This is a genomic window from Mycobacterium sp. PO1 (assembly GCF_017312405.1).
In the GTDB taxonomy this organism is placed as follows: domain Bacteria; phylum Actinomycetota; class Actinomycetes; order Mycobacteriales; family Mycobacteriaceae; genus Mycobacterium.
On sequence record NZ_BLTG01000004.1, the window covers coordinates 1 to 19,580 of the forward strand.

Consider the following 19,580-nt stretch of genomic DNA (forward strand, 5'->3'; position numbering starts at 1 on the left):
TATTGAGTTCTCAAACAACACACCCGTCCGACCGCGCAAGAAGGCCGCGGCGTAAAGCCGCGATCTCTCGTGCGGGCAGATGAGAACTTCCACCGAAGTGGTCATCCTCTTGGGAGTCGGCCGCGCTCTCCGGGTTTTGGCCCGTGTCGCGGCGACTCCGATAAGTTACGTCAGGGCTAACGCCGAGTCAAATCGCCTGCTAGGGCGTGTCTTTCGACCCGGAATCCCAGCATCCGCCCAGACCTCAGGCGGACGGGATCGCCCCAAGGGGCGCTCCGACGGTCACTCCGAAGATGCTCAACGCGCGCACGCCCCGCATTGTTCCCGGCCGTTGCAACAAAGCCTGAGCAGCGTGAACCGTGGTCATCCTCGCTCGGCGCGCAGCACGCCTGCGATGTTGCGCTTGCCCCGGCGCAGCACCAGCCACTTCCCGAACAGGAAGTCCGAGGAATCCGGCACCCAGTCGTCTGTGGTGATCTTCACGTTGTTCACCGAGACGCCACCCTCGGCGATGGTGCGCCGAGCCGCACCCTTGCTTGCCGACAGACCACTGGCGACCAAGAGATCGGTGATGCCGTCGGGCCCTCCCGGAACCAACTGCGCCACCTCGTTGTTGCCCGCTTCGCGCAGCGCTGCGGCCAGCGTGTCCTCATCCATGTCGGTGAGCTCGCCGCGACCGAACAACGCCTGGCTGGCGTGCTCGACCGAGGCCGTGGCCTGCGGACCGTGCACGAGGTTGGTGAGCTCACGTGCCAGCCGACGCTGGGCGGCACGTTCGTGCGGCCGCTCGGCGGTCGCCTGCTCCAGTTCGGCCAGCTCCTCGGCGCTGAGGAAGGTGAACCATCGCAGATAGGCGATGACGTCGGCGTCGGCGGTGTTGACGAAGTACTGGTACCAGGCGTACGGGCTCGTCATCGTGGGGTCCAGCCACAAGCTTCCGCCGCCGGTGGACTTGCCGAACTTCTTGCCCTCGGAGTCGGTGACCAGCGGGGTGGTCAACGCATGCACGGTGGCGCCGGCCTTCTGCCGTACCAGCCGGACGCCGGCGATGATGTTGCCCCATTGATCCGAACCGCCGATCTGCAGGGTGCAGCCGTAACGTCGATGGAGTTCGACGAAGTCGTTGGCCTGCAACAGCATGTAACTGAACTCGGTGTAGGAGATACCCTCCCCCTCGAGCCGGCGGCGGACCGTGTCGCGGTCGAGCATGACGTTCACCGAGAAGTGCTTGCCGATGTCGCGCAGGAACTCGATCGCCGACAACTCGCCCGTCCACGACAGGTTGTCGGCGACCAGGGCGCCGCTCGGCGAATCGTCGAACTCCACGAATCGTTCCAGCTGTCCCCGGATGCGCCCGGCCCACTCGGCGACGATGTCGGCGGTCTGCAGTGTGCGCTCGCCCACGTCGCGCGGATCGCCGATCATCCCGGTCGCTCCGCCGGCCAGCACGATGGGCCGGTGGCCGGCCGCCTGAAAGCGGCGCAGCGTCAGAAGCGGGATGAGATGCCCGGCGTGCAGGCTCGGCGCCGTCGGGTCGAACCCGGAGTACACCGTCAGCGGCCCGCCGGCCATGGCTTCGGCGAGGGCGGCGCGATCGGTGGACTGAGCGATCAGACCACGCCATTCCAGTTCGTCAAGGATGTCGCTACCCACGCCGTCGATCTTTCCGTACTAGTCACTGGCCCCGGGAGCCGGTGCCCGTGGACTGCGGCGGTAGGCCGACACCTCGGGGTGTCCGTCCAGCCACAGTCGCCAGGGCCGGTCGGCGGCCTTGCTCACCCCGACCCTCGGTCCGGCGACACCCTTTCGCGGCCGACGTGCACTGATACGGATCGGCGCCTGTGGATCGAAGAGGTCGACACCGTTGTCGTCCATGGTGATTCCCAGCGCCGAACAGAGATTGCCCGGACCGCGGGCCAGGCCTGCTTCCCGGACCCGGGATCCCCGCCGGGCCCAGGCGACATCGAAGCCGTCGCGGATGACCGCAGCGCGAAGCAGCACCGCGCCGGCCACCCCGTCCGTCGCACACACGACATTGGCGCAGACGTGGATTCCGTGGCTGCGGTAGGTGTACAGATGCCCGGGCGGGCCGAACATCACCGCGTTGCGCACCCCGGGACCACGGAACGAATGCGACGCCGCATCGGGCCAGGGTCCGTCGGCCGGCCCGCCGTAGGCTTCGACCTCGACGATCTCCGCGCTCACCGAACGGCCTACCAGGACCGCTCCGAGCAGCGAACGCGCGGCGAGTACCGGATCGGCCGCCAGCCGTCCGCCGGTGGCCTCACCGGTCGAAGACATCGGCAAGCGCCTCGGCGACCACGCGGAAGGCGACATCCTCCTCGGGATGGACGCCGGGAAAGAAGTAGAAGCCGTGTGGCATGCCCTCGGGGAAGTAGTCGACGGTCGAGCCTCCTGCGTCGCGGATCCGGCGGACGAACGCACGGGCCGAGTCGACGATCGGATCGTGGGTGCCGGCGACCACGACCGCCAACGGATAGCCGGCGAGATCACCTTCGATGGGGCTGACCCAGGGGTGGTCCCATGCGGTGGTCCCGACATAGGCGCCGCGAATGAAGCCGGCGAATGCCATGTCGTAGACGATGCCTCGCGGCGCCAATTCGCGGAACGACGGCCAGCGCTCGAACTGGAAGTCCGCGAAGGCGCCCAGCATGACGGTGGCATCAGGAACCCGAACCCCGTCGGTGCGGGCGCGCAACGGAATGGCGGCGGCGAAGTTCGACCCGGCCGAGTCCCCGGCGACGACGAGGCGGGCGGTGTCGCCGCCCAACTGTGCCCCGTGCTCGACCACCCAGGTGTAGATGTCGAAGGCGTCGTCGAAGGGCACCGGAAACGCGAACTCCGGGGCGGACCGGTAATTGGCGGACACCACCACGGCGTTGTTCGTGAACGCGAGCTTGCGGGCCACGAAGTCGCAGTCCTCGGACGAGCCCACAGTGAAGCCGCCGCCGTGGAAGTAGACGATGACCGGCAGCGCAGTCTCGGTTGGCGACAAGGGACGGTAGAGCTGGCATCGCGCGACACCGTCGCGCACCGGCAGATAAACCTGATCGACCGCCACGTCGGGAACCGCTTGGGCGCCGCTGGGCGGCACCAGCGCCGGATCCGGCTGATGGCCGTCCCCGATGTAGCCCGTGCGCACCGGCGCGATCATCAGGTCCCGCAGCGCTACGGGCTGCCGGTTGTTGGCGATGACGCGGTACATCGGCATGGCCGGGTCGTCGGCGGCGATGTAGCTCAACCCGTCGATCTCCACCGGGGCGGTGACGTCGACCTTGCCGGCCGGGATGCACCGCAGCGAATCGAGAGTCACCGTCGACATGCTACGGAGACCTTGACAGGGCCTGCGGCACCGGACCAGAATTCATTGCATGATGACTTCATCGGACGGTGAATTCTTGGTCGGCTCGTCGCCTGCGATCGAGATCGACCGACTCCGGGTGTTGCGGGGTCATCACGTGGCGCTCGACGACGTCACCGTCGCGGTGTCCCGGGGGACCATCACCGGCCTTCTCGGCCCGTCGGGGTGCGGCAAGACCACCCTGATGCGCAGCGTCGTGGGAACCCAGATCGTCACGCGCGGCACGGTGACGGTGCTGGGCAAGCCGGCAGGATCAGCCGAGCTGCGCCACCGGGTCGGCTACGTCAGCCAGGACCCGACCATCTATCCGGACCTGCGGGTGGTGGACAACGTGCGCTATTTCGCCGCCCTCTACGGCTCCGAGCCCGACGAGGTCGACCGGGCGATCGACGCGGTCGGACTGGACAGCCACCGAAAGGCGCTGACGGCGAACCTGTCCGGTGGTCAGCGCACCAGAGTGTCACTGGCCTGCGCGCTGGTGGGCCACCCCGATCTGCTGGTGCTCGACGAACCGACCGTCGGCCTGGACCCCGTCCTGCGCGCCGATCTGTGGGACCGCTTCACCGAGTTGGCCCGCCGCGGCACCACGCTGCTGGTCTCCAGCCACGTCATGGACGAAGCCGATCACTGCGCTGACCTGCTGTTGATGCGCGACGGTCGAATTCTCGCCCACACCACGCCAACCCGATTGCGAAAGGACACCGGATGTCAGTCCCTGGAGGAAGCGTTTCTGTCCATCATCCGGCGCGGCACCGCAGCAGAGGCGGCGCCCACCCGCTGAGTCCGCGCGCATTCTCGGCAACGACCGTCCGCATTCTGCGCCAGCTGGCCGGCGACCACCGCAGCGTCGCGATGATCCTGCTGGTACCGAGCGTGATCATCGCGCTGATGTACTTCATGTTCACCGACGTGCCGGTTCGTCCCGGCGCCCCGTCACCGTTCAACAACGCCTGCCTGATCATGCTCGGCGTGTTCCCGCTGATCGTCATGTTCCTCATCACCTCGATCACGATGCAGCGCGAGCGGTCCTCCGGAACACTCGAGCGGATCCTGACCACACCGCTGCGCCGACTCGACCTGCTGGCCGCCTACGGCACCGCCTTCTCGCTCGCCGCGGCCGCGCAGGCCACCCTGGCCTGCCTGGTGTCGTTCTGGTTGCTCGGCCTCGACACTGCAGGCAGCCCGGTGTGGGTGTTCACCATCGCAATCATCAACGCCGTTCTCGGAGTGGGGCTCGGCCTGCTGTGCAGTGCCTTCGCCCGCACCGAATTCCAGGCGGTCCAATTCATGCCGCTGGTCATCGCCCCGCAGTTGCTGTTGTGCGGGATCATCGTTCCGCGTTCACAACTCCCCGATTGGCTGCAGTGGATCAGCAACGCCCTACCCGCCAGCTACGCTCTTGAGGCACTGCAGGAAGTCGGTGCGCACCCGGAGCTGACGTCGATCGCCGTTCGTGACATCGCGGTCGTCGTCGGATTCGCAGTGGCGGCGCTGGCCCTGGCAGCTGCGACCCTACGGCGAAGGACACCCTAGACAGATTGACCACCCACCAGGACCGCAAGCGACCCGGCCGGCCGCCGGGCGCTTCGGACACCCGAGATCGCATCTTGTCCAGCGCGCGTGAGTTGTTCGCGCGCAACGGGATCGACAAGACATCCATCCGCGCCATCGCCACCGACGCGGGCGTGGATCCGGCCCTGGTGCACCACTACTTCGGAACCAAGACCCAGCTGTTCGCCGCGGCGATCAAGATCCCCATCGATCCGATGAGCATCATCGGCCCGCTCCGCGAAGTGCCCGTCGACGAGATCGGCCACGTGCTGCCGTCGCTGCTGCTGCCGCTGTGGGATTCGGAGCTGGGCAAGGGGTTCATCGCCACGCTGCGATCGGTGCTCGGTGGCAGCAACGTTGCCGAACTGTCGATGTTCCGCTCGTTCCTGCAGGACGTCATCACCGCCGAGGTGGGCAGCCGGGTCGACGATCCACCGGGCAGCGGCCTGGTACGCGTCCAATTCGTGGCGTCGCAACTCATCGGGGTGGTGATGGCCCGCTACATCCTCGAACTGGAGCCGTTTCGATCGTTGCCGGTGACCGAGGTCGTGGAGACGATTGCGCCGAATCTGCAGCGCTACCTGACCGGTGAGCTGCCCGAACTCAGCTAGGACTGTCCTGCCGCGGCGACCAGCCGCCGGTGCTCGTCGTCGTCGACGGCGATCGCCTCGTCGACCAGCAGGACCGGAATCCCGTCGTCGATGCGGTATTTGCGGTGCAGCCGCGGGTTGTACAAGGCGCCATCGACCAGCAACAGAGGACCGCGATCCTCGGGGCACACCAGGATGGCCAGTAAGTCCGGATCCAGCACCATCGGCTCAGCGACCGGGCATCGGGAAGATCGTGTCGCTGTCCTGCTGCATCGGGTTGCCCGGCTGCCATGCGGGACCGTTCGGGATCCCCGGGGTCGCCACCGGAGGCGCGCCGCCGCCGGACGGCACCTGGTTCTGCGAGCGCATCATCTGCTTGCGCTGGTAGGTCAGCGTCTCCTCCAGCGCCTGGATCAGCGGGACCTGGTTGGGGCGCTTCTCCAGAGCCGCGGACAACGCCACGGCGTTGCCGCGCGAGGGTCGGATACCGCGCATCCGCAGCGTCATGACCTGCTCGATGAGCTTGGACACCTGACCGCCGCCCTTACCGGTCTGGTACTCCTGCGAGATCATCATCAGCACCTGATCCGGTGAGATCGGCGCCTGAGTCTGCTCGGTCGACGAGGACGAGTCAGCCGGCTGCGCCAGCGCCGTGGGCGCAGTGGCACCCAGGGCCAGGCCACCGACCAGCGTGGATGCGGCCAGCGCGGCCACCGCGGTGCGGCGCCAAGGTTGTGGTGACATCAATCCTCCTCGTGGACAGCACGCCCGACCACACGACCCGGCATCGTCTCCAGGACCCTAACAGTGTGGCCCTCGACGGGCATCACTGCGCGCTCTCGACGATCTCGCTCCGCACAGCCACGGTCAACCGCTTGTACCGATCACTATCGGGGTCCAGGTACCAGGCGTTACGGGAGGGTTTGGGAACACCCTGCTGTTGCAGCGGCCCGGCCAGCGGGCGGTAGGTGGCGGTCAGGGTCATGTCGGCGACGACATGGACGATGTCCGGCGGGCAGCCCACGGCGAGGTCGGCCAACGCCTCGGACAGGTCGGCAGACGGGACGGTGCCGCCCGGCCGCAGCGCCAGCGCGGTGACCGCGAGACATCCGTCGCCGTGGGGCACGCCGTAGGTGACGGCCATGTCCACCGCACCCAGCCTGCCGACGGCGTCGTTGACGGTGCCGGCGAACACCGGTCCCCGTTCGGTGTGCACGACCGCCGCCCGGTTGTCCACCAGCCAGTAGTCGCCGTCCTCGTCCCGGCGGAACAGGTACTCGGTGGACACCCAGGTGTCGGCGGGGGCGAACACACCGCGCTTGACCGAAGCCAACGGGTCGACCGGGCCGCGCGGCCGGGCCAGCAGCACACCGACCTCGTTCGTCTCGGCCCGGCGGACGAACCCGCGCTCGTCTTCGAGGATCAGGTTGTCTTCCGCGTCGTAGGCCGCCAGGGCGATGTCCCCGCCTCCGGGCAGGGGCCTGCCCTTGCTGCCGACCTTGGCGCCGGCGACGTTCGCCAGCACCGCCTGCCCGTCGGTGGTGGCGAAGAACTCGACGACATTGGCCGGCGCGAACACGTCGACGACGCGCCGCCACAACCCGGAGGGCATTCCGGAACCGATGAACACGCGCACCGGATGGTTACCGGTCAGCGAGAACGCCGGATCGTCGATCACCTCGCGCAACATCGCCCACGTGTAGGACACCACGGTGACGCCGTACTGCCGGATCTCCTGCAGGAAGCGGTCGGGGCGAACCTCGCGCGACAGCGCGATGCGGGCCCCGCCGACGACTGCCCCGCCGAGGCTGACCAGCAGCCCCGACTGATGGTGCAGCGGGGTGAGGCAGTACACCGTGTCGCTGCGGGACAGGTTGGCCGCCGAGGCGGTTCCGAACGCCGACAGTGCCCACCGGTAGTTCGTGATCTGGCGCGCGACGAGCTCACCGCTGATCGTGCTGAACGCGATGAAGGCGAGGTCGCGCGCCAGACCCGGGTTGGGCCGGTACCAGCCGGGCAGCTCGACGACGTCGGGATCGATCTTCTCCATGTCCACGACCTCGGCGACGCCGTCGAAGGCGTCGAGGTGCAGATCCCGGGACTCACCACCGCCGAGCACCAGGATCCGCGATTCCAGTTCGCGGGCCGCGGCCAGGTTGCTGGGATCGGTGATGACCTCGGTCACCCCGCCCAGTCGTGCCGCCGTGGCGAGGTCGGCATCAGGCGGCATCAGCACCGCGACAGCGCCCAGCCGCGACAGCGCGGCGATGGCGACCAGCGCGCTGGGCCGGGTCTCCATCAGCACGCCGACGCGCGCACCCTGACGCACGCCCACCTCGATGAGGCCGCGCACCACGTTGTTGATGCGGCGGTCCACCGCCTCGTAGGTGTGCACCCGTCCGTCGAAGAGCAGCGCCTCACCCTTGGGGGCCTCGTGCGCCTGCTCAGTCATGATGCGGCCCAGCGAAATCCGGGTGTGGTCGTTCACCTGTCCCAGCCGGGCCAGCCGCGGCAGCGTGCGGGCGGTCTCCACCGCCAGCGTGCGCGCGGACTTGTTCGCCGCCACCAGGGCGTCGGCGGCCGACCGGGCCAGGCTGAACGCCATCTCGGTGGCCGCAGCCCCGCCGTGGGCCAGGCGGGACGCCAGCGTCACCCCGCTCTCGCTGGGTTCGGATGCCTGCAGGGCCATCGGGCTGACCCCTTCGGGCATCGGGCCGCCCTCGTCGAGCCAGCGCACCCAGGCCGCCACCGCCGGCCACGTCTGCGACGCCGCCTTGGAGCCCACAACGAGCCCGAAATGACCGGCGCGGATGAGGAATTCGTACACATCGGCTTCGGGGGCGGCGCGTTTGATGCCGCGCACCGCGGCCGGCTGACCGATGTCGTCGACCTCACCGATGACGGCCAGCACCGGACAGCTGATGTCCGACAACGTCACCAGATCCCCGTGGATGGAGAAGCCGCCGGTCATCATCCGGTTGTGGGCGATGAACTGTTTCAGCAGCTCGGAGATCGCCGGCCCCGACCAGGCGATCCACCCCTCGGAGGCCAGGAACCGGCGCTGCTGTTCGCGGGGCAGCAGCGCCTCGCGGTCGTGGAGCTGGCGCAGGAAATCCAGCCGCGACTGTGCGGTCTTGATCGGATCGAGCATCTGGAACCCGGTCCGGGCCAGCCAGCCGGGGATGTCGATGCGGCTGAACACGTGGTCGGCCATGAAGTCCGCGGCCGCCGGCGCCAGGCTCGCCGGCAGGTTCATCGGCATCGCGGCCAATGTGTCGACCGGCGATCCGAAACCGATGATGCTGGCCAGGTCCTTGGAGCGGCGGTAGGCCGCCGTCTGGTAGGCGAACATCCCGCCCTGTGAGTAGCCGGCGAGGTGCACATCGCGACCGGTCACCGTCTTGACCGTGTCGATCGCCTCGCTGAGCGCCACCACGTGATCGGCGAGGTTGCGCTGCATCCCGCCCTCGATCTTGTCCGGTGAGCCGAAGTCGATGACCCACGGATCGACGCCCGCGCGGTGCAGGATGCCGACCGCGCCGTCCTCGCGGGTGACGTCCCACATGTCGGCCGACATCATCATCGGGTGCACCATCAGCACGGGCGGCCCCGCCGGTTTGGCCCCGGGGCGGGCATCGGGCGGGAAGTACCGCCGCAGCCGGTACATCGGCACGCTTTCGATGATCTGGAACGGCGACGGCACCGCACCGGTTTCCAGACCGCCGTACCTGAGCACCTCCAGGCCGTTCTGTGCGGTGGCCACCAGCCGCCCGACGGGGCGGGTGATCGCCGAGAGGTCCACCACCGGCACTCCCCTCTCTGAACGCGTCCGCCTGTTGCGGTCCCCCGGTACTGCAGTCGTCATCATGGCACAGCGGCCACCTATCATCGGCGGCTGATGGCAAACCTGGTCAACCTCGAACGAGCCACGATCGGCTTCGGTACCCGCACGTTGCTCGATGCGGTCAGTCTGGGCGTGGAGGAAGGCGACGCGATCGGCGTCGTGGGCCGCAACGGTGACGGCAAGACGACGCTGCTGCGGATCCTGACCGGTGCCGAGCAGCCCGATTCCGGGCGCGTCACCCACACCTCCGGTCTGTCTGTGGGCTATCTGCGTCAGGCCGACGACTTCGCCCGCGGCACCACCGTGCGCGGTGTGATCACCGGTGGCCGCCCCGACCACATCTGGGCCGCCGAACCCGCCACCCGGGCCGTCGTGGAGAACCTGCTGTCCGGGGTGGATCTGGACGCCGAGGTGTCGGCGCTGTCGGGTGGCGAGCGCCGCCGGGTCGCGCTGGCCGAGGTGCTGCTGGCCGGCCACGACGTCCTGGTGCTCGACGAACCCACCAACCATCTCGACGTCGAGGTGATCGGGTGGTTGGCCGACCACCTGTCCTCGCGCCCGGCGCGGGCGCTGGTGGTGGTCAGCCACGACCGCTGGTTTCTCGACGCGGTGTGCACCAGCACCTGGGAGGTCCACGACGGTGTCGTCGACGCCTACGACGGCGGTTATGCCGCCTACGTGCTGGCGCGCGCCGAGCGCATGAGGCTGGCCGCAGGCGCCGAAGCACGCCGCCAGAACCTGATGCGCAAGGAATTGGCGTGGTTGCGGCGCGGACCGCCCGCGCGCACCTCCAAACCGAAGTTCCGCATCCAGGCGGCCAACGAGCTGATCGCCAACGAGCCACCGCCGCGTGATTCGCTGGTGCTGCAACGGTTCGCGACGACCAGATTGGGCAAAGACGTCTTCGATCTGCACCGGGTTCGGCTCGAGGTCGGCGAGCCGCCCCGGGTGCTGCTCGACAGCGTGGACTGGTCGATCGGGCCCGGGGCGCGGATCGGGCTGGTGGGTGTGAACGGTTCGGGCAAGACGTCGGTGCTGCGGCTGCTCGCCGGCGAGCTCGCGCCGACGGCGGGCACCGTCAAGCGGGGCCTCACGCTGCGGATCGGTTATCTCAGCCAGGCGCTCAAGGAACTGGACGGCTCACGACGGGTGATCGATGCGGTCGAGGACCGGCGCCGGGTCACCGAGCTGGCCGGGGGTCGTGAGATCACCGCGGACACGTTGCTCAAGGACTTCGGCTTCGTCGGCGACAAGCTGACCGCGCGCATCGGTGAGTTGTCCGGCGGTGAACGCCGACGGCTGCAGTTCCTGCGGATGCTGCTCGACGAGCCCAACGTGCTGCTGCTCGACGAGCCGACCAACGACCTCGACATCGACACGCTCACGGTGATCGAGGACTACCTCGACGGATGGCCGGGGACGCTGATCGCGGTGACCCACGACCGCTACTTCCTCGAGCGGGTCAGCGACGTCACCTACGCGCTGACCGGTGGCGGTCGCTGCGAACTCCTGCCCGGCGGCATCGAGCAGTATCTGGCCGAACGCACGTCGGCGGCGCGCGAACCGGCGCGAACCCAGCCCGGCCGAGCCGAACCGGCCGGCGGTGAGACCGCTGCGGCCCGCGAGCGCCGCACCGGCAAGGAGATGACGCGCATCGAGAACCAGCTCGGCAAGCTCGACGACCGCATCACCGCGCTGCACGAGGCGATGGCCGAGGCCGCTGCCGACCATGTGCGCGCCGCGGAGCTCAACGGTGAGCTCGCCGAGTTGCTCGACCGCAAGCAGGCCCTCGAGGAGAACTGGCTGGAGCTGGCCGACGAGACCGGTTAGCGGTCCGGCCGGCAGCTCTCGTCTATCGGTTTAGCCGCAGCCGCAACCGGTCTGTGACGTCACGCACCGCGCCGAGCTGCCGGGCGACCTGGATGGGGGCGGTGCCGCCGCGCGCGTCGCGGGAGTTGACCGAGCCCTCCACGGTGAGCACCTCGCGCACCTGCGGGGTGAGTTCGGCGTGGATTCCGGCCAATTCGGCGTCCTCGAGTTCCTCGAGGCCGACACCGCGGGCTTCGGCCGCGCGCACCGCGGCACCGGCGGCTTCATGTGCCACCCGAAACGGCACCCCGCGACGGACGAGCCATTCGGCGACGTCAGTGGCCAGCGTGTACCCCAGCGGTGCGAGCTCGGCCATCCGGTCGGTGTCGAAGCGCAGAGTGCCGACCAGGCCGGCCATCGCCGGCAGCAGCATCTCCAGCTGCGCCACCGAGTCGAACACCGGCTCTTTGTCCTCCTGCAGGTCACGGTTGTAGGCCAGCGGCTGGGCCTTGAGCGTGGCCAGCAACCCGGTGAGGTTGCCGATCAACCGTCCACTCTTGCCCCGCGCCAACTCGGCGATGTCGGGGTTCTTCTTCTGCGGCATGATCGAACTGCCCGTCGACCAGGCGTCGTGCAGCGTGACGTAACCGAATTCGGTGGTGCTCCACAAGATGATGTCTTCGGCGAGCCGGGACAGGTCGACGCCGATCATCGACAGCACGAACGCCGCCTCGGCGGCGAAGTCCCGCGACGCGGTGGCGTCGACCGAGTTGTCGGCCGCCGCAGCGAAGCCGAGTTCGTCGGCGATCGCGTCGGGGTCGAGCCCCAGCGAGGACCCGGCCAACGCGCCGGACCCGTACGGCGACACCGCGGCCCGTGCGTCGAAGTCCGCGAGTCGGTCGACATCGCGCAACAACGGGTGGGCGTGTGCCAGTAGGTGGTGGGCCAGCAGAATCGGCTGAGCGGACTGCAGGTGCGTCTTGCCGGGCATGATCGCGGTGGGATGGGCGGCGGCCTGGGTGGCCAACGCCTTGACCACGTCGAGCACACCGTCGGCGACGCGGCGGATCGCGTCGCGCAGCCACATCCGGAACAGCGTGGCCACCTGGTCGTTTCGCGAACGTCCCGCCCGCAGGCGGCCGCCCAGGTCGGCGCCGACCCGATCGATCAGCCCACGCTCGAGCGCGCCGTGCACGTCTTCGTCACTGACCAGCGGCCCGAAGCTGCCGTCGGCGACGTCGGCGGCCAGGCTGTCCAGGCCGGCGAGCAGACCGTCGCGTTGCTCGGCGGTGAGCAGGTCGGCCCGGAACAACACCTGCGCGTGAGCTTTGGACGCGGCGATGTCGTACGGCGCCAACACCCAATCGAAATGGGTCGACTTGCTCAGTGCGGCAAGGGCATCGGCGGGGCCGTCGGCGAATCGGCCGCCCCACAGAGAACCTTCGTTGGTACTCACTGACCGGCCAGGTCCCGGCGCGCCGACAGGCTCGACGACAGCCCGTGGACGTGGACGAAGCCCTTGGCCGCGGACTGGTCGAACGTGTCACCCTCGTCGTAGGTGGCGAGGTTGAAGTCGTACAGCGATTCCGCGCTGCGGCGACCGTTGACCGCGATGTGACCGCCGTGCAGCACCATCCTGATCTCGCCGGTCACGTGCTCCTGGGTGTTCGCGACGAACGCTTCCAGTGCGGTCTTCAGCGGCGAGTACCACAGGCCGTCGTAGACCAGCTCGCCCCACTTCTGGTCGGTGTTGCGCTTGAACCGGCCGAGTTCGCGTTCCAGCGTGACGTGTTCGAGCTCGGTGTGCGCGGTGATGAGCACCATCGCGCCGGGCGCCTCGTAGATCTCGCGGCTCTTGATGCCGACGAGGCGGTCCTCGACGACGTCCAGGCGCCCGACCCCCTGCGCGCCGGCGCGCTGGTTGAGTTGCTCGATGGCCTGCAGCACCGTGACCGGCTGGCCGTCGATGCTGACCGGGACGCCCTTCTCGAAACCGACCACGACCTCGTCCGGGCTGCTCCAGTTGATCGTCGGATCTTCGGTGTAGTCGTAGACGTCCTTGGTCGGGGCGTTCCAGAGGTGCTCGAGGAAGCCGGTTTCCACCGCGCGTCCCCACACGTTCTGGTCGATGGAGAACGGCGAACGCTTGGTGACGTTGATCGGGATCGCGTTCTCCTCGGCGAACGCGATCGCCTTCTCGCGCGTCCACGCGTAGTCGCGGACCGGGGCCAGCACCTGCAGGTCGGGGGCGAGCGAGGCGAAACCGACCTCGAAGCGCACCTGGTCGTTGCCCTTGCCCGTGCACCCATGCGCGACGATGCCGCCGCCGTGCTCGCGGGCCGCGTCGACGAGGTGGCGGACGATCAGCGGCCGGCTCAGCGCCGACACCAGGGGGTAGCGGTCCATGTAGAGCGCGTTGGACTTGATGGCGGGCAGGCAGTACTGCTCGGCGAACTCGTCGCGGGCGTCCACGACGACGGCTTCGACCGCGCCGCAGTCCAGCGCACGCTGGCGAACGACGTCCATGTCCTCGCCGCCCTGCCCGAGGTCGATGGCCACGGCCACCACCTCACGCCCGGTCTCCTTGCCGATCCAGCTGATCGCCACCGAGGTGTCCAGACCGCCGGAATACGCCAGGATGACGCGCTCGGACATAGTTGTTGCTCCTCTTGTTGTTGCTTCAGGCTCGGGACAGGTTTTCGACCGTGGCGGCGAGCTCCACTCCGGTCATCGGTTCACGCGCGACGACCAGGATGGTGTCGTCACCGGCGATGGTGCCGACCACGAACGGCAGGGCCGCGCGGTCGATGGCGCTGGCCAGATAGTGCGCGGCACCCGGCGGGGTGCGCAACACGGCCAGGTTGCCGCTGGCGTCGGTGGACACCAGCAGGTCCGACAGCAACCGCGACACTCGTTCGGTGCCGCCGGTGACGCCGCGCACCGGGCTGCCGTCCTCGGGCACGATGTAGACACCCGTTCCCCCGTCCGCTCCGCGCAGCTTCACCGCGCCGAGCTCTTCGAGATCACGCGACAACGTCGCTTGCGTCACCTCGATCCCGTCGGCGGCCAGCAGCGCCGCCAGCTCGCTCTGGCTGTGCACCGACTGCGCCGACAGCAGCGCGACGATGCGAGCCTGGCGCCCCGCCCGGGTGGTGGCTTGCGAGGGTGTGGACGTCACGACGTGCTCTTGTCCAGCAGCCACACCAGCAGCGCTTTCTGGGCGTGCAGCCGGTTCTCGGCCTCGTCCCACACCGCACTGCGCGGACCGTCGAGCACGTCGTCGGTGATCTCATGCCCGCGGTGCGCGGGAAGGCAGTGCAGGACAACGACTTCTGAGTCGGCACGATCGAGCAGGGCCGAGTTCACCTGGAACGGCCGGAACGGGCGGACCCGGTCCAGACCGTCGTTCTCCTGTCCCATCGAGGTCCACGTGTCGGTCACCAGGACGTCGGCGCCGTCGGCCGCGGCCTGCGCGTCGTCGGTCACGGTGACGGTGGCGCCGGTGTGGCGGGCACGTTCGGCCGCGGCCGCGACGAACATCGGATGCGGTTCGAAGCCGCGCGGCGCAGCAATGGTGACGTCGATGCCGGCGGTCACCCCGCCGAGCATCAACGAGTGCGCCATGTTGTTGGCGCCGTCACCGAAGTAGCTCAGCCGCAGGCCTTTCAGCGCGCCCTTCCATTCCACCAGGGTCTGCAGGTCGGCCAGCACCTGGCACGGGTGGAACTCGTCGGACAGCGCGTTGACGATGGGCACCGTGGAGCCCGATGCCATCGCGGTCAGCCGTTCCTGGGCGAAGGTGCGCCACACGACGGCGTCGACGTAACGCGACAACACCCGGCCGGTGTCCTCCAGCGTCTCCTCCCGGCCCAACTGGGTGCTCCGCCCGTCGACCACGACGGCGTGCCCGCCCAGTTGGGCGATGCCCATCTCGAACGAGAACCGGGTGCGGGTCGAGTTCTTCTCGAAGATCACCGCCACGCCACGCGGGCCCGCCAACGGTGTGCGCCCGAACGGGTCGGCCTTGACCTCGGCGGCCAGGGCCAGCACCTCGGCCTGCTCGTCGGGGCTCAGGTCGTCGTCGCGCAGGAAGTGTCGCATCAGGACTGCACCGCCTTGTCCAGCACGGCGGGCAGCGCCGCCAGGAAGGAATCGATCTGTGTCTCGGTGATGACCAGCGGGGGCGCCAGTCGCACCACGTCGGGCGCGGCGGCGTTGACCAGGAACCCGGCCTCGCGCGCGGCGGTCTCGACGTGCTTGGCGCTGGGCGCCGTCAGCACCACACCGCGCAGCAGGCCGCGGCCGCGGACATGGTCGACCAGCGGATGCCCGAGCGACTCGATGCCGTGGCTGAGCGTCTTGCCCAGCACGTCGGCCCGTTCGATCAGCCGTTCGTCAGCCAGCGCCTGCAGTACCGCGAGCGCGGCCGCCGTGCACACCGGGTTGCCGCCGAAGGTGCTGCCGTGCAGCCCCGGAGTGAGCAGCTCAGCTGTGGCCCCGATGGCCAGGCACGCCCCGATCGGCAGCCCGCCGCCGAGTCCCTTGGCCAGTGTGACGACGTCAGGGGTGACGCCGTCGTGCTGATGGGCGAGGAACGCGCCGGTACGCCCGACACCGGTCTGCACCTCGTCGAGAACCAGCAGCGCACCGTGCTCGGCGGTGATGTCGCGGGCGGCGGCCAGGTAGCCGGCCGGCGGTACGACGACGCCGCCCTCCCCCATGATCGGTTCCAGGAACAGCGCCGCGGTGCTGGAATCGACAGCGGCGCGCAGCGCGTCGACGTCGCCGTAGGGCACGAACGTCACGTCGCCCGGCAACGGGGCGAACGGCGCCTGCTTGGACGGCTGGCCCGTCAACGCCAGTGAGCCCATCGTGCGGCCGTGGAACGCCCCTTCGGCTGCCACCAGCTTGGTGCGGCCGGTCAGCCGGGTGATCTTGAAGGCGACCTCGTTGGCTTCGGTGCCGGAGTTGCAGAAGAACGCCCGCGCGGGCGCCCCGAGCAGGTCCACCAGCGCCTCGGCGAGTGCGACGCCGGGTTCGGTGGCGTAGAGGTTGGAGGTGTGCCCCAACGTGTTCATCTGCCGGTTCACCGCCTCGATCACCGCAGGGTGGCGGTGGCCGAGCACATTGACGGCGATGCCGCCGAGCAGATCGACATAGTCGTTGCCGTCCACGTCGGTGACGACGGCGCCGTCTCCGCTGGCCAGTGCCAACGGCGGGGTGCCGTAGTTGTTCATCATCACCGCCGACCACCGCTGCAGCAGAGGTGCCTGCTCGGTCATGCCCCGCTCACCACCTTGGTGCCCGCACCCTCGTCGGTGAACAGCTCGACCAGCACGCAGTGCGCGACGCGGCCGTCGATGACGTGGGCGCTGGGCACCCCGCCGTGGATCGCCCGCAGGCAGGCTTCGATCTTGGGCACCATGCCCTCCTCGAGGGTCGGAAGCAGTTGGGTCAGCGCGGCCGCGTCGATCTGGCTCACCAGCGATCCGCGGTCCGGCCATCGGGTGTACAGGCCCTCCACGTCGGTGAGCATCAGCAGCTTCTCCGCGCCCAGCGCTTCGGCCAGCGCGGCCGCCGCGGTGTCGGCGTTGATGTTGTAGACCAGCCCGTCGCCGTCGGGGGCGATCGTCGAGACCACCGGGATGCGGCCGGCGTCGATCAGGTCCAGCACCGCGTCGGTGTTGACGTCGGCGACGTCGCCGACCAGTCCGATGTCGGTGGCGATCCCCTCCACCATGACGGTGCGCCGCACCGCGGTGAACAGTCCGGCGTCCTCGCCGGTGATGCCCACCGCGTACGGGCCGTGTGCGTTGATCAGGTTGACCAGTTCCCGGCCCACCTGGCCGAAGAGCACCATGCGTGCGACGTCGAGCACCTCGGGTGTGGTCACCCGGAAGCCGCCTTTGAAGTCGCCGGCGATGCCGAGCTTCTTGAGCATCGCACTGATCTGGGGTCCACCGCCGTGGACGACGACCGGGTGGATGCCGCAGTTGCGCAGGAACGCCATGTCGGCGGCGAACGCGGCCTTGAGGGTGTCGTCGGTCATCGCATTGCCGCCGTACTTGACCACGACGATCTTGTCGTGCAGTGCCTTCAGCCACGGCAGCGCCGCGGCCAGTACCTGCGCCTTGTCCGGAGTCTGCAGTGTCATGAGCTGTACGCCGAGTTCTCTTCGACGTAGGCGTGCGACAGGTCGGTGGTGCGGATGGTCGCCGACGCGTCCCCCACGCCGATGTCGACGCTGACCTCGATGTCCTCTCCGGACAGGTCCACCTCGCGCGCGCCGGGCGCGCCGACACCGTCGATACACACCGGAGACCCGTTGAACGACACGGTGATCCGATTCGCATCCAAGGCCACCGGGGCCATTCCGACGGCGGCCAGCACCCGGCCCCAGTTCGGGTCGGAACCGAACAGTGCGGTCTTGACGAGGCTGTCGCGGGCGATGACCCGCGCGGCGAGGACCGCGTCGTCTTCGGTCTGGGCGCCGGTGACGGTGACCGCGACGCGTTTCGTCACGCCTTCGGCGTCGGCCTGCAGCTGCGCGCACAGGTCCTCACACACCCGCGTGACCGCCGCGGTCAGTTCCTGCTGGGAGGGGGTGATCTCACTGGCGCCCGAGCACAGCAGCAGCACCGTGTCGTTGGTCGAGCAGCTGCCGTCGACGTCGAGCCGGTCGAATGTCGTGGCGGTGGCGGCGTTCAGGGCGGCGCGCAACGCTTCAGGGCTGGCCACCGCGTCGGTGGTGATGACGCAGAGCATCGTGGCCAGCGATGGCGCGAGCATCCCCGCACCCTTGGCCATCGCACCGACGGTCCAGTTGTCCTGGTGCAGCGCAACCTGTTTGGGCACTGTATCGGTGGTCATGATGGCGCGGGCGGCTTCCTCCCCGCCGGTGAGCCCGCCGGCCATCTCGTGGACGACCTCCCGCACACCGGCCAGGACCTTGTCCATCGGCAGCCGGTCACCGATCAGGCCTGTGGAACACACCGCGACCTCGATCGCGCCGGTCTCGGTACCCCAGTCCGACAGCGCGGCAGCGGTGGCCTCGGCGGTGGCATGGGTGTCCTGGAAACCCAGCGGACCGGTGCAGGCGTTGGCGCCGCCGGAGTTCAGGACGACCGCGCGGAGCCGGCCGGTGGTCAGGACCTGCTGCGACCACAGCACCGGCGCGGCCTTGACCTTGTTGCGGGTGAAGACCCCGGCGGCGGTGTGGTCGGGTCCTTCGTTGAACACGAGTGCCAGATCGAGTGCCCCGGAGGCCTTGATGCCCGCCGAGATGCCGGTGGCGCGAAATCCGGCCGGTGCGGTGACGCCCTGGGTGCGCAGCATCCGGGTCACGGGGCCACTCCGACCGTCGACAGGCCGGCGGTTTCGGGCCAGCCCAGGGCGAGGTTCATCGACTGCACGGCGGCACCCCCGGTGCCTTTGACGAGGTTGTCGATCGCGGCGATGACAACGCATGTCTCGGCGTCCTCGTCGAGTGCGACGGCCAGTTGCGCGGCGTTGCTGCCGATCACCGACCCGGTGGTCGGCAACTGTCCTTCGGGCAGCAGATGGACGAAAGGTTCGTCGGCATAGGCCTTTTCATAGGCGCTGCGCAGCTGGGACAGCGACGCACTGGTCCGGGCCGTGCACGTGGCGAGGATGCCCCGCGAGGTCGGTATCAGCACCGGGGTGAACGACACCGAGACATCGGTGCCGGTGACTGCGCGCAGCCCCTGGGCGATCTCGGGAGTGTGGCGATGTCTGCCGCCGACGTTGTAGGCGCGGGCGGAGCCGATGATCTCCGCGCCGAGCAGCTCCACCTTGGCCGAGCGGCCGGCGCCCGACGCGCCGCTGACCGCGACAACCGTGACGGCGGGTTCGGCGAGGTCTTCGGCGAACATCGGCCACAGCGCCAGCAGCGCCGCGGTCGGATAACAGCCCGGCACTGCGATGCGCCGTGCCCCCACGAGGCGTTGCCGCGCGCCGGGCAGTTCGGGCAGCCCGTAGGGCCAGCTGCCGGCGTGCTCTGAGCCGTAGAACCGCTGCCAGGCGCTCGAGTCGGTCAGCCGGAAGTCGGCGCCGCAGTCGATGATCAGAGTGTCGGCACCCAGCTGGTCGGCCAGGACAGCGGAGTGTCCGTGCGGCAGCGCCAGGAACACGACGTCGTGACCGGCGAGCGTGTCGATGTCAGTGGGTTCCAGGACGTGGCCGGCCAGCGGCACCAGGTGCGGATGGTGCTCACCGAGGGCGGTGCCCGCACTGGCGGCCGCCGTCAGCGCACCGATCTGCAGACGGCCGTCGGCGAAAGCGGGATGCCCCAGCAGGAGCCGGAGGATCTCGCCACCGGCGTATCCGCTCGCCCCTGCAACCGCGACTGAAATCATGGCCGCCATGGTTGCATGATTATTCACCT

At 69.1% G+C, this 19,580-nt stretch carries 18 protein-coding genes; 4 read left to right on the top strand and 14 right to left on the bottom strand.

What is annotated here, in order from left to right; genetic code table 11:
- Positions 1-363: 363 nt before the first annotated feature.
- Genes tyrS through J3476_RS01030 form a run of 3 tightly spaced genes read right to left on the bottom strand, consistent with a single transcriptional unit; the run spans position 364 to position 3,334 of the window.
- Positions 364-1,653 (bottom strand): tyrosine--tRNA ligase, encoded by a 1,290-nt coding sequence (gene tyrS, locus J3476_RS01020; protein ID WP_207064771.1) that lies wholly within the window; start codon positions 1,651-1,653, stop codon positions 364-366.
- Positions 1,654-1,671: 18 nt separating this feature from the next.
- Positions 1,672-2,301 carry a DNA-3-methyladenine glycosylase gene (locus J3476_RS01025; RefSeq protein ID WP_207064772.1) on the bottom strand — a complete coding sequence of 210 codons (630 nt, stop codon included), beginning with the start codon at positions 2,299-2,301 and terminating at the stop codon, positions 1,672-1,674.
- Positions 2,285-3,334, bottom strand: a complete 1,050-nt coding sequence (locus J3476_RS01030) for an alpha/beta hydrolase (protein ID WP_207064773.1) — start codon at positions 3,332-3,334, stop codon at positions 2,285-2,287. Before J3476_RS01030 ends, J3476_RS01025 begins: the two co-directional genes overlap by 17 nt.
- A 58-nt stretch (positions 3,335-3,392) precedes the next feature.
- Here J3476_RS01030 and J3476_RS01035 point away from each other — a divergent pair, with 58 nt between their 5' ends.
- From J3476_RS01035 to J3476_RS01045, 3 genes are read left to right on the top strand one after another with little or no spacing between them, the layout of a single operon-like run.
- The gene (locus J3476_RS01035; protein WP_207064774.1) at positions 3,393-4,163 is read left to right on the top strand and encodes an ABC transporter ATP-binding protein; all 771 of its coding nucleotides are present in this window, start codon (positions 3,393-3,395) and stop codon (positions 4,161-4,163) included.
- Entirely contained in the window at positions 4,088-4,915 is an 828-nt protein-coding gene (locus tag J3476_RS01040) for an ABC transporter permease (RefSeq protein ID WP_207064775.1), read from the top strand. The genes J3476_RS01035 and J3476_RS01040 overlap by 76 nt, the downstream gene beginning before the upstream one ends.
- Before the next feature lie 5 nt (positions 4,916-4,920).
- Positions 4,921-5,544 carry a TetR/AcrR family transcriptional regulator gene (locus J3476_RS01045; RefSeq protein ID WP_207064776.1) on the top strand — a complete coding sequence of 208 codons (624 nt, stop codon included), beginning with the start codon at positions 4,921-4,923 and terminating at the stop codon, positions 5,542-5,544.
- On the opposite strand, the gene J3476_RS01050 is transcribed toward J3476_RS01045, so the two are convergent.
- The 3 genes from J3476_RS01050 to J3476_RS01060 all read right to left on the bottom strand — a co-directional run bounded on the left by J3476_RS01050 (position 5,541) and on the right by J3476_RS01060 (position 9,328).
- Positions 5,541-5,744: a Trm112 family protein gene (locus J3476_RS01050; protein ID WP_173012213.1), complete on the bottom strand. Its 204-nt coding sequence runs from the start codon at positions 5,742-5,744 to the stop codon at positions 5,541-5,543. The genes J3476_RS01045 and J3476_RS01050 overlap by 4 nt on opposite strands.
- 7 nt (positions 5,745-5,751) lie before the next feature.
- On the bottom strand, positions 5,752-6,267 hold the full coding sequence (locus J3476_RS01055) for a hypothetical protein (RefSeq protein ID WP_207064777.1): 516 nt from the start codon (positions 6,265-6,267) through the stop codon (positions 5,752-5,754).
- Between the two features lie 82 nt (positions 6,268-6,349).
- On the bottom strand, positions 6,350-9,328 hold the full coding sequence (locus J3476_RS01060) for an acyl-CoA synthetase (RefSeq protein ID WP_373889009.1): 2,979 nt from the start codon (positions 9,326-9,328) through the stop codon (positions 6,350-6,352).
- A 93-nt stretch (positions 9,329-9,421) separates the two neighbouring features.
- Here J3476_RS01060 and J3476_RS01065 point away from each other — a divergent pair, with 93 nt between their 5' ends.
- Positions 9,422-11,197: an ABC-F family ATP-binding cassette domain-containing protein gene (locus J3476_RS01065; protein ID WP_207064778.1), complete on the top strand. Its 1,776-nt coding sequence runs from the start codon at positions 9,422-9,424 to the stop codon at positions 11,195-11,197.
- Between the two features lie 22 nt (positions 11,198-11,219).
- Here J3476_RS01065 and argH read toward each other — a convergent pair whose 3' ends face one another.
- Genes argH through argC form a run of 8 tightly spaced genes read right to left on the bottom strand, consistent with a single transcriptional unit; the run spans position 11,220 to position 19,560 of the window.
- A complete protein-coding gene (gene argH, locus J3476_RS01070) occupies positions 11,220-12,632 on the bottom strand; it encodes an argininosuccinate lyase (protein ID WP_207064779.1) in 1,413 nt (470 codons plus the stop codon).
- Positions 12,629-13,831 carry an argininosuccinate synthase gene (locus tag J3476_RS01075; RefSeq protein WP_207064780.1) on the bottom strand — a complete coding sequence of 401 codons (1,203 nt, stop codon included), beginning with the start codon at positions 13,829-13,831 and terminating at the stop codon, positions 12,629-12,631. The genes argH and J3476_RS01075 overlap by 4 nt, the downstream gene beginning before the upstream one ends.
- A 25-nt stretch (positions 13,832-13,856) precedes the next feature.
- Positions 13,857-14,354 (bottom strand): arginine repressor, encoded by a 498-nt coding sequence (locus J3476_RS01080; protein WP_207064781.1) that lies wholly within the window; start codon positions 14,352-14,354, stop codon positions 13,857-13,859.
- Positions 14,351-15,280, bottom strand: a complete 930-nt coding sequence (gene argF, locus J3476_RS01085; protein WP_207064819.1) for an ornithine carbamoyltransferase — start codon at positions 15,278-15,280, stop codon at positions 14,351-14,353. The genes J3476_RS01080 and argF overlap by 4 nt, the downstream gene beginning before the upstream one ends.
- The gene (locus J3476_RS01090) at positions 15,277-16,458 is read right to left on the bottom strand and encodes an acetylornithine transaminase (protein ID WP_207064782.1); all 1,182 of its coding nucleotides are present in this window, start codon (positions 16,456-16,458) and stop codon (positions 15,277-15,279) included. The genes argF and J3476_RS01090 overlap by 4 nt, the downstream gene beginning before the upstream one ends.
- A complete protein-coding gene (gene argB / locus J3476_RS01095) occupies positions 16,455-17,330 on the bottom strand; it encodes an acetylglutamate kinase (RefSeq protein ID WP_207064783.1) in 876 nt (291 codons plus the stop codon). The genes J3476_RS01090 and argB overlap by 4 nt, the downstream gene beginning before the upstream one ends.
- Entirely contained in the window at positions 17,327-18,511 is a 1,185-nt protein-coding gene (gene argJ / locus J3476_RS01100) for a bifunctional glutamate N-acetyltransferase/amino-acid acetyltransferase ArgJ (RefSeq protein WP_207064820.1), read from the bottom strand. The genes argB and argJ overlap by 4 nt, the downstream gene beginning before the upstream one ends.
- A 5-nt stretch (positions 18,512-18,516) precedes the next feature.
- The gene (gene argC, locus J3476_RS01105; RefSeq protein ID WP_207064784.1) at positions 18,517-19,560 is read right to left on the bottom strand and encodes an N-acetyl-gamma-glutamyl-phosphate reductase; all 1,044 of its coding nucleotides are present in this window, start codon (positions 19,558-19,560) and stop codon (positions 18,517-18,519) included.
- Positions 19,561-19,580 lie beyond the last annotated feature (20 nt).